This is a genomic window from Streptomyces sp. NPDC033966 (assembly GCF_055575955.1).
Map to the genome: position 1 here is coordinate 184,051 of NZ_JBVIRQ010000001.1, position 12,797 is coordinate 196,847.

Sequence of the window (12,797 nt, forward strand, 5' to 3'; positions counted from 1 at the left end):
GCCGGTGATGTCTTCGCACCACCGGCCCCTCCGTCTACTGGCCCTGCCCGCCCTGGTGGCGGTCACGGCCCTGGCGGGCTGTGCCCCCGGGGCCTCCGAGGCCCGGGTGACACCCCCGCCGGCTCCGCCCGCCGGTGTCGCGCAGCTCTGTGCGGCGCTGCACAGGGAGCTCCCGGAGACGGTGTCGGGGCTGGCCCGGTCCGTCACCGACCCGGAGACGGACCTGACCGCCGCGTGGGGCGGCTCGGCGATCGTACTGCGGTGCGGTATCCCCAAGCCCCCCAAGATGGCCGATCCCAAGGCGGACGGCGTCGAGGTCAACGGCGTCGGCTGGCTGGTGGAGCAGCCGCCGGAGGGCGGTCTGCGGTTCACCACCACGGGCCGGCTGGCCTACACCGAGGTGTGGATCGACAAGGAGCATGCCACGGACGCGAGCATGCTCGTCGGTCTGTCCGCCGCCGTGGCCGCATCGGTCCCGGCCGGGATCTCCTCGTACTGATCCGTCCGCCCCGCGCACACCGCCGCCCGCTGGCGCGCTCTCGAAAGAGGGCCTTCCAGCGGGCGGTCTGCTGTACGGGTACGGCTAGCGCAGTCCGGTGGAGCGGCGCAGGGCCGCCTGGATCAGGAGGTCCACCAGCTCCTGGTACTCGATGCCGGACTCCTGCCACATCCGCGGGTACATGGAGATCGGCGTGAAACCGGGCATCGTGTTGATCTCGTTGATGACGAAGGTGCCGTCTTCGGTGAGGAAGAAGTCGGCGCGCACCAGGCCCTCGCAGGAGGCGGCCTCGAAGGCGTCGATCGCGAGCTTCTGCACCTCGGCGGTCTGCTCCGGGGTGAGCGGGGCGGGGACGAGGCCGGTGGCGGAGTCGATGTACTTCGCCTCGAAGTCGTAGAAGTCGTGGCTGGAGACCGGGGGGATCTCGGCGGGGGCGCTGGCGCGCGGCCCGTCCTCGAACTCCAGGACGCCGCACTCGATCTCGCGGCCGCGCAGCAGCGCCTCCACGATGATCTTCGGGTCGTGGCGGCGGGCCTCGCGGATCGCCGCGTCGAGCCCGGAGGGGTCGTCGACCTTGGTGATGCCGATGGAGGAACCGGCCCGGGCGGGCTTGACGAACAGCGGCCAGCCGTGTTCGCCGGCGAAGTCCAGGATCTTCGCCGTGGCGGCGGCCTGGTCGGCTTCCCACTCGCGGGGGCGGATGGTCACGTACGGGCCGACGTTCAGCCCGAAGGACGTGAACACCCGCTTCATGTAGTCCTTGTCCTGGCCGACGGCCGAGGCGAGGACGCCGGAGCCGACGTAGGGGATCCCGGAGAGCTCCAGGAGGCCCTGGAGGGTGCCGTCCTCGCCGTAGGGGCCGTGCAGCACGGGGAAGACGACGTCGACCTCGCCCAGTGCCTTGGGGACGGCGCCCGGCTCGGTGTAGACGACCTCGCGGCTGGCGGGGTCGACCGGGAGCACGACGGTGCCCTCCGGGGACTCCGCCAGCGCTTCGACGCTGGGGAGCTGCCGGTCCGCGATGGCCATGCGCTCGGGGGCGTCGGTGGTCAGGGCCCACCGGCCGTCCGTGGTGATGCCGATGGGCAGCACCTCGTACTTGGCGCGGTCGATGGAGCGCAGCACGGCGCCCGCGGTGACGACCGAGATGGCGTGTTCCGAGCTGCGGCCGCCGAAGACGACGGCCACGCGGGGCTTGCGACCCTGCTGCTCAGGGGTCTGGGGGAGGTTCTCGCTGCTCATATCGCCACGAGAGTACCCGCTCATGCGTCCGGAAAGGTGTCAGTGACGTTCCGGTTTGGCGCTGCGGCCCATCAGTTCCTTCAGCGCGACCAGCGGGGGCTTGCCGTGGTGCACGATCTCGACGACCGTGTCGGTGATCGGCATGTCCACTCCGTACCGGCGTGCCAGATCCGCCACGGACTGGCAGGACTTGACCCCTTCCGCGGTCTGGCTGGTGACCGCGATGGTCTCCTCCAGGGTCATCCCGCGGCCCAGGTTGGTGCCGAAGGTGTGGTTGCGGGAGAGCGGCGAGGAGCAGGTCGCGACGAGGTCGCCGAGGCCGGCGAGGCCGGAGAAGGTGAGCGGGTCGGCGCCCATCGCCAGGCCCAGGCGGGTCGCTTCGGCGAGCCCCCGGGTGATGAGCGAGCCCTTGGTGTTGTCGCCCAGACCCATGCCGTCCGCGATGCCGACGGCCAGGCCGATGACGTTCTTGACGGCGCCGCCGAGTTCGCAGCCGATGACGTCGGTGCTGGTGTACGGGCGGAAGTACGGGGTGTGGCAGGCGGCCTGGAGGCGCTGGGCCACGGCTTCGTCCACGCAGGCGACGACGGAGGCGGCGGGCTGCCGGGCGACGATCTCGCGGGCCAGGTTGGGGCCGGTGACGACGGCGACGCGCTCGGCGGGGACCTTGGCCACCTCCTCGATGACCTCGCTCATCCGCTTGGCGGTGCCGAGTTCGATGCCCTTCATCAGGGAGACGAGCACGGTGTCGGGGGCCAGCAGCGGGGCCCATTCGGCGAGGTTGGCGCGCAGCGTCTGGGAGGGGATGGACAGGACGGTGAAGTCGGCGCCGCGGGCGGCCTCGGCCGGGTCGGTGGTCGCGCGCAGGTTCGCCGGGAGCTCCACACCGGGGAAGTAGTCCGGGTTGGTACGGCCTGTGTTGATGGCGTCGGCGATCTCCGGACGCCGGGCCCACAGGGTGACCTCGCAGCCGGCGTCGGCGAGCACCAGGCCGAAGGCGGTGCCCCAGGAGCCCGCCGAGAAAACTGCCGCCTTGACGGGACGTGTCACTTCTTGCCCTCCCCCGCGGCCTTGCGCCGCTGTTCCGCCCTGGCCTTGCGGTGGTCGTACGGCTCCGCGGGCGCCTGCTGGCCCCGCAGCTCCTCCAGGAGCTTGGTGATGTCGGCCATGATGGCCTCGGTGGCGCCCTTGAGGACGTCGGGAGTGGGCTCGCGGTCGTAGTAGGCCGAGAGGTCCACGGGCGGTCCGGCGAGCACCTGGAGGGTCTTGCGCGGGAACAGCCGGACCTTGTTCTCCTTGGCGTAGGGCGGCATCGCGAGATTCGCGCCCCACTGGGCCACGGGAATGACGGGGGCCTTGGTGATCAGCGCCACGCGGGCGACACCGGTCTTGCCGGCCATCGGCCACATCTGCGGGTCGCGGGTCAGGGTGCCTTCCGGGTAAAAGGCCACGCATTCACCGCGCTCGACCGCGTCCACGGCGGCCCGGAATGCGTCCAGGGCGTTGGTGGTCTCGCGGTAGACGGGGATCTGTCCGGATCCGCGCAGGATCATGCCGACAAATGGCACCTTGAAGAGGCCGGCCTTGGCGAGCAAACGCGGCACCCGGCCGGTGTTGTACTGGAAGTGCGCGTAGGAGAGCGGGTCCAGATACGAGTTGTGATTGACGGCGGTGATAAATCCGCCGTCCGCCGGAATGTGATCCATTCCCCGCCAGTCCCGCTTGAAGAGCACTACCAGCGGCGGTTTTGCGATGACCGCCGCCAGGCGGTACCAGAAGCCGATTCTGCGGCGGGACACTCGGACACCTTCCTCTAGGACCGGTGCGCGGCTTGGGCACCTTGTGGGCCGGACAAGTGTCGCTGCGGGTCCGGCCTCTGTCGAGGACACCGTACGCCCCGCTCGGACCACGAAGCCCCCCTGCGGCCGTCCGGGGGCGACAATGGGCCGAGGGATGACCGGGCCGTGACCTGCCGATGGGTCGGGCGGGTGCCGCCGCGCACCGTAGTGAAGGGGGCCGCCACGAACGCCGCATGGAGCCTGGTGGTCCCGCTGAAGCCCCTGGCGCTGGCCAAGAGCCGTCTCGCGGCGGCCGTGGGCGGGTCCCGGCCCGGACTGGCGCTGGCCTTCGCCCAGGACACCGTGGCAGGGGCGCTGGACTGCGCCTCGGTCGCGGATGTGGTGGTCGTCACGGACGACGCCGTGGCGGGTGCGGAGCTGGCGCGGCTGGGGGCGCGGATCCTGCCGGACGCCCCCGGAGCGGGGCTCAACGCCGCGCTGGACCACGGGGCGCGGGCGGTTCGGGCGGGGCGGCCCGGGGCCGCGGTGGCCGCGATGAACGCCGACCTGCCGGCCCTGCGGGCGCCGGAATTGCTACGTGTGCTCGATATCGCGGGGCATTTTCCCCGGGCATTTCTGGCGGATGCGGCCGGAATCGGCACGACCCTGCTTTCCGCGGCTCCCGACGTGGAATTGGCACCTTCGTTCGGCGGCCCCTCCCGGGCCCGGCATTCGGCCTCGGGGGCGGTGGAAATAGCCCTCCCGGACGTGGAGAGCGTGCGCCGCGACGTGGACACGGGAGCGGACCTGCGCACGGCCCTGGCCCTCGGGGTCGGGCGGCACACGGCCCGATACAGTTCCCGTATGCAGGCGACCGCGTACACGTACGACTCCCAGACCCGCAGCGGCAGTGTGCTGCTGGACGACGGCACCCCGGTGCCCTTCGAGGCCGCGGCCTTCGACGCGGGGGGCCTGCGGCTGCTGCGGCCCGGGCAGCGGGTCCGCATCGAGACGGACGGCGAGGGCCCGGCCCTGCGCATCACGCTGGTGACCCTGCAGACCTTCTGACCCCCGTGCCGGGCCTGCCGACAGGCCCGTGACCTGCGAAGGAACGCACCGCGGGCCGGCCTCCCCCGGTGGGGAAGCCGGCCCGGCGTGTGTAACCCGTGCCCTTACTTCACTTCTTGCGGGCGGTGGTCTTCTTCGCGGTGGCCTTGCGCGTCGCCGTCTTCTTGGCGGGCGCCTTCGTCGCGGTGGCCTTCTTGGCCGCCGGGGCGGTCTTCTTCGCGGTGGCGGTGGTCTTCTTGGCCGCCGTCGCCGCCTTCTTGGCCGGGGCGGCCTTCTTGGCGGTGGCCGTGGCCTTCTTCGCGACCGTGGTCTTCGCCGCGGTCTTCTTGACGGTCGTCGCGGCCTTCTTCGCGACGGCCTTCTTCGCCACGGTCTTCTTCGCGGCCGTGGTCTTCGCGGCGGCCTTCTTCGCCGTGGTGGCCTTCTTCGCGGCGGCCTTCTTGACCGTGGCGGACGCGCCGCCGGTCAGGCTGCCCTTCGGGGCCTTCTTCACGGCGACCTCGTCGCCCTTGGGGAGCTTCTTGGTGCCGCTGACCAGGTCCTTGAAGCCCTGACCCGCGCGGAAGCGGGGGACGGAGGTCTTCTTGACCCGGACGCGCTCACCCGTCTGCGGGTTGCGGGCGTAGCGGGCCGGACGGTCGACCTTCTCGAACGAGCCGAAGCCCGTGACCGAGACCCGGTCGCCCGCGACGACCGCGCGGACCATGGCGTCCAGTACCGCGTCGACGGCGTCCGCGGCCTGCTGGCGGCCGCCCAGCTTGTCGGCAATCGCTTCTACGAGCTGCGCCTTGTTCACGTCTTCCCCTTCGGAGACATCGCCAGAACGAATGTGTTCAAGCTTATTTCGCACGTTAGGCGGATATATACCGCAAATCAAACACGAAACGGGCTAATCACCCTAGTGCCGCAACGATGTAGGCCGTTACGGAGTTCCTTCGCATCAGTCGCCTTCAGGGAATCGACCCTCGTCGAGGTCCTTCATCAACCTGTCCAGGCGCCTTGCCGCGTCGGCGAGATCGTGCTTCGCCGCGGCAGTGACGACCAACAGCTTCCGGGACAGCGTCATCCTTACGCCCTCCGGGACTTGCAGTGCGCGCACCCTTGCGTGTGCTTCTTTCAAACGGTCCGCGACGAGCTCGTAGAGCTCGAGTTGACTGTCGCGTTCCATGCACAGATTGTGCCATCTGGGGCGAGTTGTCGCCTCACGGGGCCTCAACATACGGCTGTGCCCCCCGCCGGAAGGCGGGGGGCACAGTGTTGTCGATGTGATCACCCAAGGGTGAATAAGCGCTGATCAGGCAGGAATCAGTGCCGAATGGTGCTCGGCTTGAAGGACGGCCGGCCGCTTTCGTACGCATCGATGTCGGCTTCGTTCTGAAGGGTGAGCGAGATGTCGTCCAGGCCCTCCAGCAGACGCCAGCGGGCGTTGTCGTCGAGCTCGAACTCCGCCTCGATCCCCTCGGCTCGGACCTTGCGGTCGACCAGGTCGACGGTGACCTCGGCGGTGGGGTCGGCCTCGGTCAGCTCCCACAGCCGGTCGACGGTCTCCTGCGGCAGGACGACGGTCAGCAGACCGTTCTTCAGCGAGTTGCCGCGGAAGATGTCGGCGAAGCGGGAGGAGATGACCGTCTTGAAACCGAAGTTCTGCAGGGCCCATACGGCGTGTTCGCGCGAGGAGCCGGTGCCGAAGTCGGGACCGGCGACCAGGACGGTCGCGCCTGCCCGCTCGGGGCGGTTGGTGACGAACTCCGGGTCCTTGCGCCAGGCCTCGAAGAGCCCGTCCTCGAACCCGTCGCGGGTGATCTTCTTCAGCCAGTGGGCCGGGATGATCTGGTCGGTGTCGACGTTGCTGCGGCGCAGCGGAACGGCCCGGCCGGTGTGGGTGGTGAAGGCTTCCATGGTTCAGACTCCGGCGGTCGCGTCGGCGGCGGACAGGTCGGCGGGCGAGGCCAGATGGCCCAGCACCGCGGTGGCGGCGGCCACCTGCGGGGAGACCAGGTGGGTGCGCCCGCCCTTGCCCTGCCGGCCCTCGAAGTTGCGATTGGAGGTGGACGCGGAACGCTCACCGGGGGCCAGTTGGTCGGGGTTCATGCCCAGGCACATCGAGCAGCCCGCGTGCCGCCATTCGGCGCCGGCCTCCTTGAAGACCTTGTCCAGGCCCTCTTCCACGGCCTGCAGGGCGACCCGGACCGAGCCCGGGACCACCAGCATCCGTACGCCGTCGGCGACTTTGCGGCCCCCGATGATGCCCGCGACGGCGCGCAGGTCCTCGATGCGGCCGTTGGTGCAGGAACCTACGAAGACGGTGTCGACCTTGATCTCGCGCAGCGGCTGCCCGGCCGTCAACCCCATGTACTCCAGGGCCTTTTCGGCGGCCAGGCGCTCCGAAGCGTCCTCGTACGAAGCCGGGTCGGGGACGTTGGCCGACAGCGGCGCGCCCTGGCCCGGGTTGGTGCCCCAGGTGACGAACGGGGACAGGGAGGAGCCGTCGATGACGACCTCGGCGTCGAAGACGGCGTCCTCGTCGGTGCGCAGCGTCTTCCAGTAGGCGACCGCCGCGTCCCAGTCCTCGCCCGTCGGGGCGTGGTCGCGGCCCTCCAGGTAGTCGAAGGTGGTCTGGTCGGGGGCGATCATGCCCGCCCGGGCGCCGGCCTCGATCGACATGTTGCAGATGGTCATGCGGGCTTCCATCGAGAGCTTCTCGACGGCCGCCCCGCGGTACTCCAGGATGTAGCCCTGGCCGCCGCCGGTGCCGATCTTGGCGATGATCGCCAGGATCAGGTCCTTGGCGGTGACGCCCTCGGCCAGCTCGCCGGTGACGGTGATGGCCATCGTCTTGGGGCGGGCCAGCGGCAGCGTCTGGGTGGCCAGCACGTGCTCGACCTGGCTGGTGCCGATGCCGAAGGCCAGCGCGCCGAAGGCGCCGTGCGTGGACGTGTGCGAGTCGCCGCAGACCACGGTCGTGCCCGGCTGGGTCAGACCCAGCTGGGGTCCCACGACGTGGACGACACCCTGCTCGACGTCACCGAGCGAGTGCAGCCGGACACCGAACTCGGCGCAGTTCTTGCGCAGCGTCTCCAGCTGGGCCCGGGAGACCGGGTCGGCGATCGGCTTGTCGATGTCGAGGGTGGGGGTGTTGTGGTCCTCGGTCGCGATGGTGAGGTCCAGACGGCGGACCTTGCGGCCGGCCTGGCGCAGACCGTCGAAGGCCTGGGGGCTGGTCACCTCGTGCAGCAGGTGGAGATCAATGAAGAGGAGATCGGGCTCGCCCTCGGCGCGCCGGACGACGTGGTCGTCCCAGACCTTCTCCGCGAGTGTCCTACCCATCGCTTTCCCTCCGGCCGGCCGGTTGTGCCGGCGCTTATTTAGAGATCTGGTGCGCCTGATCGCCCGCTACCCCACCCGCGGAACGACGGCTCGGACCCAGTGGTTCGTGGACCCGCACATACAGACTCGCTCGTTCTTGGAAAATTTGAACTTGCGTTTCACAGTGTGAGACGTGAATATCGTTTCATGGACAACTCTAGCGGCGTCGGCGTTCTCGACAAGGCAGCTCTGGTACTGAGCGCACTGGAGTCCGGTCCGGCCACCCTCGCCGGGCTGGTCGCGGCGACAGGGCTCGCACGACCCACGGCACATCGCCTGGCCGTGGCACTGGAACACCACCGGATGGTGGCGAGGGACATGCAGGGCCGGTTCATCCTCGGCCCGCGGCTGGCAGAGCTTGCCGCCGCGGCCGGCGAGGACCGCCTGCTGGCGACGGCCGGACCGGTGCTCACACACCTCCGTGACGTGACGGGCGAGAGCGCGCAGCTCTACCGCCGCCAGGGCGACATGCGCATCTGCGTGGCGGCCGCCGAGCGGCTGTCGGGCCTTCGGGACACCGTCCCGGTGGGCTCCACGCTCCCGATGAAGGCGGGATCGGCCGCGCAGATCCTGATGGCCTGGGAGGAGCCCGAGCGGCTCCACCGCGGCCTGCAGGGCGCGCGCTTCACGGCCACGGCCCTGTCCGGCGTGCGCCGCCGCGGCTGGGCCCAGTCGATCGGCGAGCGGGAGCCCGGCGTGGCGTCCGTCTCGGCGCCCGTACGGGGCCCCTCGAACCGCGTGGTGGCCTCCGTGTCGGTCTCCGGGCCGATCGAGCGCCTGACCCGCCACCCGGGGCGCATGCACGCCCAGGCCGTCATCGACGCGGCCGCCCGCCTGACGGAGGCCCTGCGCCGCTCCGGCTGAACCTGCCCTGCTTGACCAACCCCCGGGTCCGGGGGCGCGTACGACGCCGCACACGTCCGAACTCGCGCCTCCGGGCCCGTACTTGTACCCCGGCGACGGCCGGCCCGGCACGGTCCCGGAAACACGGAAGAGGCCCTCCGCGATGATCGCGGAGGGCCTCTCCTCTTGTACCCCCGACCGGATTCGAACCGGCGCTACCGCCTTGAGAGGGCGGCGTGCTAGGCCGCTACACAACGGGGGCTAGCTTTACTGCGGTACTGCGCTGGGCTACCAGGACTCGAACCTAGAATAAGGGAACCAGAAACCCTCGTGTTGCCAATTACACTATAGCCCAATGGTCTAGACCTGCCAGACCTTGGTACCCCCGACCGGATTCGAACCGGCGCTACCGCCTTGAGAGGGCGGCGTGCTAGGCCGCTACACAACGGGGGCCCTAGCGATCCTGCATCAAGATCTCCGGGAGCGACCCTGGAGATCCCGCGGGAAGGATCTGTACCCCCGACCGGATTCGAACCGGCGCTACCGCCTTGAGAGGGCGGCGTGCTAGGCCGCTACACAACGGGGGCAAAGCACTGCGTTACTGCTGCACTGCGCTGGGCTACCAGGACTCGAACCTAGAATAAGGGAACCAGAAACCCTCGTGTTGCCAATTACACTATAGCCCACCGAACTTCAAGCCCCTGGGGGCCTTTCGTTTGGTTAGCGCCTGTGGTTTCCGGCCTTTCGGCCCGTTCCCCGGCGCAGAAAGAACATTACCGGATGCCTGACCGTGCTCCAAAACGGGTATCGGCGGCCAGCAGCCCGGGCAGCCGGTCGAGCCCCTCGATCCTGTGTACGCCCACGGGACCGGGCCCCCTGCCGCCCTGTCTGTCGAGCCAGACGGCCGTCAGTCCGGCGTCCCGCGCGCCGCGCGCGTCGATCTCCGGCTGGTCGCCGACGTACGCGACCTGCCCCGGGGGCAGCGCCAGCGCCTCGCAGGCGGCCAGGAAGGCGGCGGCGTCGGGCTTGCTCACCCCCAGCTCGGCGGCGCAGACCAGCACCTCGAAGCGGTCGCGCAGTCCGAGGTGGCGCAGCTTGGGGTCCTGGTTGGCGGCGGAGGAGTTGGAGAGCACCCCGTGCCGGTGGGTGCCGGCGAGGGCGTCCAGGACGGGCAGGACGTCCGGGAAGAGCGCCCAGGCGGCCTGGTAGTGCTTCACGTAGCGGTCGAACCAGGCGTCGGCCTGCGGTGCCGTCATGGCGGGCCTGCCGAGGAAGTCCCGCACCCTGTCCTGCCGCTGGCCCTGGAAGGTGACCTCGCCGGCGGAGAAGCGGGCCCAGTTCAGCTCCGTGATCCGGCGCCAGAGGGCCAGGGCCTCGTGCGGGGATCCGTAGCGCTCCCCGAGCCCCTCGTCGCGCAGGTGGGCGGCCAGGCCGGCCGCATCGGCCCCCGTGTAGTCGAACAGGGTGTCGTCGATGTCCCACAGCACTGCGCGGATCGGCATACGGGCGAGCCTACGCCGTCGGCGGGTCCCGCGTGGGGCCGTCGGCGAAGTCCGCGTGAGGCGCGTCACGGCCCGCCCGGGGCCGTGACGGGTGCGGCGGGTGCGGCCGTTCTCACCGCACCCGACGGGCCCGGAACGCCGTGGGGGCGGCAGCCGGGTCGGCTGCCGCCCCCACGGGGTGGTGCGGGTCAGGCGGAGAGCTTCGCCAGGGTCGCGTCGATGCGCGCCAGCGAGCGCTCCTTGCCCAGGATCTCCAGGGACTCGAAGAGCGGCAGGCCGACGGTGCGGCCGGTGACGGCCACGCGGACCGGGGCCTGGGCCTTGCCGAGCTTGAGGCCGTGCGCCTCGCCGGCCGTCAGGACGGCCTGCTTGAGGGACTCCGGGTCCGACCAGTCGGCGGCGGAGAGGTTCTCCCGCGCCGTGGTCAGCAGGGCCGCGGGCTCGCCCTTCATGGCCTTGTCCCAGGACGCCTGGTCCTCGACGGGCTCCTTCAGGAAGAGGAAGTCCACGTTCGCGGTGATGTCCGAGAGGACGGTCACCCGGGTCTGGGCGTGCGGCGCGATCCGGGCCCAGGCCTCGGCGTCGAAGTCCTCGGGCGCCCAGTTGGCGTGCGGGGCCCGCAGCCACGGCTCGCAGGCGTCCGCGAAGGCCTTGGGGTCCATCCGGCGGATGTGGTCGGCGTTGATCGCCTCGCACTTCTTGAGGTCGAAGCGCGCCGGGTTGGCGTTCACGCCGTCGATGTCGAACTTCGCCACCATCTCCTCGATCGAGAAGATGTCCTGGTCCTTGGAGAAGGACCAGCCGAGGAGCGAGAGGTAGTTCAGCAGGCCCTCGGGCAGGAAGCCGCGCTCGCGGTAGAGGTTGAGCGAGGACTCCGGGTCGCGCTTGGAGAGCTTCTTGTTGCCCTCGCCCATCACGTACGGCAGGTGGCCGAACTGCGGGGTGGCCTTGGCGACGCCCAGCTCGGTCAGCGCCTTGTAGAGGGCGATCTGGCGGGGGGTGGAGGACAGCAGGTCCTCGCCGCGCAGGACGTGCGTGATCTCCATCAGCGCGTCGTCGACCGGGTTGACGAGCGTGTACAGCGGGGCGCCGTTCGCGCGGACGATGCCGAAGTCCGGCACGTTCTCCGGGGTGAAGGAGAGCTCGCCGCGGACCAGGTCCGTGAAGGTGATGGTCTCGTCGGGCATCCGGAAGCGGACGATCGAGGTGCGGCCCTCGGCCTCGTACGCGCTCTTCTGCTCCGCGGTGAGGTCGCGGCACTGGCCGTCGTAGCCGGAGGGCCTGCCGGCCGCGCGGGCGGCGTCGCGGCGCGTGTCGAGCTCCTCGGTGGTGCAGTAGCAGTGGTAGGCGTAGCCGCCGTCCTGGAGCTTCTGCGCGACGTCCTTGTAGATGTCCATGCGCTGGGACTGGCGGTACGGGGCGTGCGGGCCGCCGATCTCGGGGCCCTCGTCCCAGGTGAAGCCGAGCCACTTCAGCGAGTCGAGGAGCTGCTCGTACGACTCCTCGGAGTCGCGGGCCGCGTCGGTGTCCTCGATGCGGAAGACGAACGTACCGCCGTGGTGGCGGGCGAACGCCCAGTTGAAGAGGGCGGTGCGGACCAGGCCCACGTGGGGGTTGCCGGTCGGGGAGGGACAGAAACGTACGCGGACGTTCGCGTTAGCCACGCTTGATCACCTTGTTGGTGAGAGTGCCGATGCCTTCGATGGTGACGGCGACCTCGTCGCCGACGTTGAGGGGGCCGACTCCGGCCGGGGTCCCCGTGAGGATGACGTCGCCCGGGAGCAGCGTCATGGCCTCGCTGATGTGCACGACCAGGTCCTCGATGGAGCGGACCATGTCGCTGGTGCGGCCGAGCTGGCGCTGTTCGCCGTTGACGGTGCACTGGATGGTCAGGTCGGCCGGGTCCAGGTCGGTCTCGATCCAGGGGCCGAGGGGGCAGGCGCTGTCGAAGCCCTTGGCCCGGGCCCACTGCTTCTCGCGCTGCTGGACGTCGCGGGCGGTGACGTCGTTGGCGCAGGTGTAGCCGAGGATCACGTCCTTCACGCGCTCCTTCGGGACCTCGCGGCACATGCGGCCGATGACCACGGCGAGCTCCGCCTCGTGGTGCACGTCCTGGGAGAAGGAGGGGTAGACGATCGGGTCGCCCGGGCCGACCACGGAGGTGGAGGGCTTGAAGAAGGTGATGGGCGCGTCCGGAACCTGGTTGCCCAGCTCCGCCGCGTGCTCCGCGTAGTTGCGGCCGACGGCCACGACCTTGTTCGGGAGCACGGGCGGCAGCAGCCGGACCTTGCTCAGCGGGACCTTCGTGCCGGAGAGCTCGAAGTCCGCGAACGGGATGCCCTTGATGATGTCGAGGACGAGCTCACCTTCGGCGCCGGGGGCAGTGCTGCCCTCGACCGCGCCGAACGCGACATTGCCGTCGATCGAGAACCTGGCGATGCGCACGTGTTGCGTCTGCCCCTCTGTATTTCCGCTGGCTGGAGTCTGCGGAGTCCAGGC

General features: G+C 70.2%; 12 protein-coding genes, 5 tRNA genes and 1 pseudogene. 3 read left to right on the forward strand and 15 right to left on the reverse strand.

Annotated features, from left to right (window positions below; genetic code table 11):
- Nucleotides 1–7: 7 nt before the first annotated feature.
- On the forward strand, nucleotides 8–499 hold the full coding sequence (locus ACZ518_RS00890) for a DUF3515 family protein (RefSeq protein WP_469110919.1): 492 nt from the start codon (nucleotides 8–10) through the stop codon (nucleotides 497–499).
- Nucleotides 500–583: 84 nt separating this feature from the next.
- Here ACZ518_RS00890 and ACZ518_RS00895 read toward each other — a convergent pair whose 3' ends face one another.
- The 3 genes from ACZ518_RS00895 to ACZ518_RS00905 are packed head-to-tail and all read right to left on the reverse strand — an operon-like array spanning nucleotide 584 to nucleotide 3,540.
- Entirely contained in the window at nucleotides 584–1,741 is a 1,158-nt protein-coding gene (locus ACZ518_RS00895; RefSeq protein ID WP_469110920.1) for a D-alanine--D-alanine ligase family protein, read from the reverse strand.
- A gap of 39 nt (nucleotides 1,742–1,780) precedes the next feature.
- On the reverse strand, nucleotides 1,781–2,791 hold the full coding sequence (locus tag ACZ518_RS00900) for an NAD(P)H-dependent glycerol-3-phosphate dehydrogenase (RefSeq protein WP_469110921.1): 1,011 nt from the start codon (nucleotides 2,789–2,791) through the stop codon (nucleotides 1,781–1,783).
- Complete coding sequence (locus ACZ518_RS00905; RefSeq protein WP_469110922.1) at nucleotides 2,788–3,540, reverse strand: lysophospholipid acyltransferase family protein; 753 nt, start codon at nucleotides 3,538–3,540, stop codon at nucleotides 2,788–2,790. The genes ACZ518_RS00900 and ACZ518_RS00905 overlap by 4 nt, the downstream gene beginning before the upstream one ends.
- Nucleotides 3,541–3,729: 189 nt before the next feature.
- Between ACZ518_RS00905 and cofC the strand changes: the two are divergent.
- Nucleotides 3,730–4,380: pseudogene (gene cofC, locus ACZ518_RS00910) on the forward strand (2-phospho-L-lactate guanylyltransferase); the annotation flags it as partial.
- Nucleotides 4,381–4,696: 316 nt separating this feature from the next.
- Here the strand turns inward: cofC and ACZ518_RS00915 are convergent.
- From ACZ518_RS00915 to leuC, 4 genes are all read right to left on the reverse strand, one after another.
- Entirely contained in the window at nucleotides 4,697–5,383 is a 687-nt protein-coding gene (locus ACZ518_RS00915; protein ID WP_469110923.1) for an HU family DNA-binding protein, read from the reverse strand.
- 144 nt (nucleotides 5,384–5,527) lie between these two features.
- Nucleotides 5,528–5,755 (reverse strand): SCO5555 family protein, encoded by a 228-nt coding sequence (locus ACZ518_RS00920; protein WP_007266785.1) that lies wholly within the window; start codon nucleotides 5,753–5,755, stop codon nucleotides 5,528–5,530.
- A 137-nt stretch (nucleotides 5,756–5,892) separates the two neighbouring features.
- Nucleotides 5,893–6,486, reverse strand: coding sequence for a 3-isopropylmalate dehydratase small subunit (gene leuD, locus ACZ518_RS00925; RefSeq protein ID WP_469110924.1), 594 nt, complete (start codon nucleotides 6,484–6,486; stop codon nucleotides 5,893–5,895).
- A 3-nt stretch (nucleotides 6,487–6,489) separates the two neighbouring features.
- Nucleotides 6,490–7,914: a 3-isopropylmalate dehydratase large subunit gene (leuC, locus tag ACZ518_RS00930; RefSeq protein ID WP_469110925.1), complete on the reverse strand. Its 1,425-nt coding sequence runs from the start codon at nucleotides 7,912–7,914 to the stop codon at nucleotides 6,490–6,492.
- 186 nt (nucleotides 7,915–8,100) lie between these two features.
- Here leuC and ndgR point away from each other — a divergent pair, with 186 nt between their 5' ends.
- On the forward strand, nucleotides 8,101–8,817 hold the full coding sequence (gene ndgR / locus ACZ518_RS00935) for an IclR family transcriptional regulator NdgR (protein ID WP_007266782.1): 717 nt from the start codon (nucleotides 8,101–8,103) through the stop codon (nucleotides 8,815–8,817).
- A gap of 168 nt (nucleotides 8,818–8,985) precedes the next feature.
- On the opposite strand, the gene ACZ518_RS00940 is transcribed toward ndgR, so the two are convergent.
- The 8 genes from ACZ518_RS00940 to ACZ518_RS00975 form a co-directional block, all read right to left on the reverse strand.
- Nucleotides 8,986–9,058, reverse strand: a tRNA-Glu gene (locus ACZ518_RS00940).
- Between the two features lie 21 nt (nucleotides 9,059–9,079).
- Nucleotides 9,080–9,151, reverse strand: a tRNA-Gln gene (locus ACZ518_RS00945).
- Nucleotides 9,152–9,173: 22 nt separating this feature from the next.
- Nucleotides 9,174–9,249, reverse strand: a tRNA-Glu gene (locus tag ACZ518_RS00950).
- A 61-nt stretch (nucleotides 9,250–9,310) separates the two neighbouring features.
- Nucleotides 9,311–9,383 (reverse strand) — tRNA-Glu (locus ACZ518_RS00955).
- A 27-nt stretch (nucleotides 9,384–9,410) separates the two neighbouring features.
- A tRNA-Gln gene (locus ACZ518_RS00960) sits at nucleotides 9,411–9,482 on the reverse strand.
- 87 nt (nucleotides 9,483–9,569) lie between these two features.
- Nucleotides 9,570–10,298: an HAD family hydrolase gene (locus tag ACZ518_RS00965; RefSeq protein ID WP_469110926.1), complete on the reverse strand. Its 729-nt coding sequence runs from the start codon at nucleotides 10,296–10,298 to the stop codon at nucleotides 9,570–9,572.
- 188 nt (nucleotides 10,299–10,486) lie between these two features.
- Nucleotides 10,487–11,962: a glutamate--tRNA ligase gene (gltX, locus tag ACZ518_RS00970; RefSeq protein WP_469110927.1), complete on the reverse strand. Its 1,476-nt coding sequence runs from the start codon at nucleotides 11,960–11,962 to the stop codon at nucleotides 10,487–10,489.
- Entirely contained in the window at nucleotides 11,955–12,743 is a 789-nt protein-coding gene (locus ACZ518_RS00975; protein WP_469110928.1) for a fumarylacetoacetate hydrolase family protein, read from the reverse strand. Before ACZ518_RS00975 ends, gltX begins: the two co-directional genes overlap by 8 nt.
- Nucleotides 12,744–12,797: the final 54 nt, after the last annotated feature.

Bases quoted from the DNA above. Each gene is read 5' to 3' on its own strand.
- ACZ518_RS00890 (WP_469110919.1), top strand. From the start codon at position 8: ATGTCTTCGCACCACCGGCCCCTCCGTCTACTGGCCCTGCCCGCCCTG.
- leuC (WP_469110925.1), bottom strand. From the start codon at position 7,914: ATGGGTAGGACACTCGCGGAGAAGGTCTGGGACGACCACGTCGTCCGG.
- ACZ518_RS00965 (WP_469110926.1), bottom strand. From the start codon at position 10,298: ATGCCGATCCGCGCAGTGCTGTGGGACATCGACGACACCCTGTTCGAC.
- ACZ518_RS00895 (WP_469110920.1), bottom strand. From the start codon at position 1,741: ATGAGCAGCGAGAACCTCCCCCAGACCCCTGAGCAGCAGGGTCGCAAG.
- ACZ518_RS00920 (WP_007266785.1), bottom strand. From the start codon at position 5,755: ATGGAACGCGACAGTCAACTCGAGCTCTACGAGCTCGTCGCGGACCGT.
- leuD (WP_469110924.1), bottom strand. From the start codon at position 6,486: ATGGAAGCCTTCACCACCCACACCGGCCGGGCCGTTCCGCTGCGCCGC.
- ndgR (WP_007266782.1), top strand. From the start codon at position 8,101: ATGGACAACTCTAGCGGCGTCGGCGTTCTCGACAAGGCAGCTCTGGTA.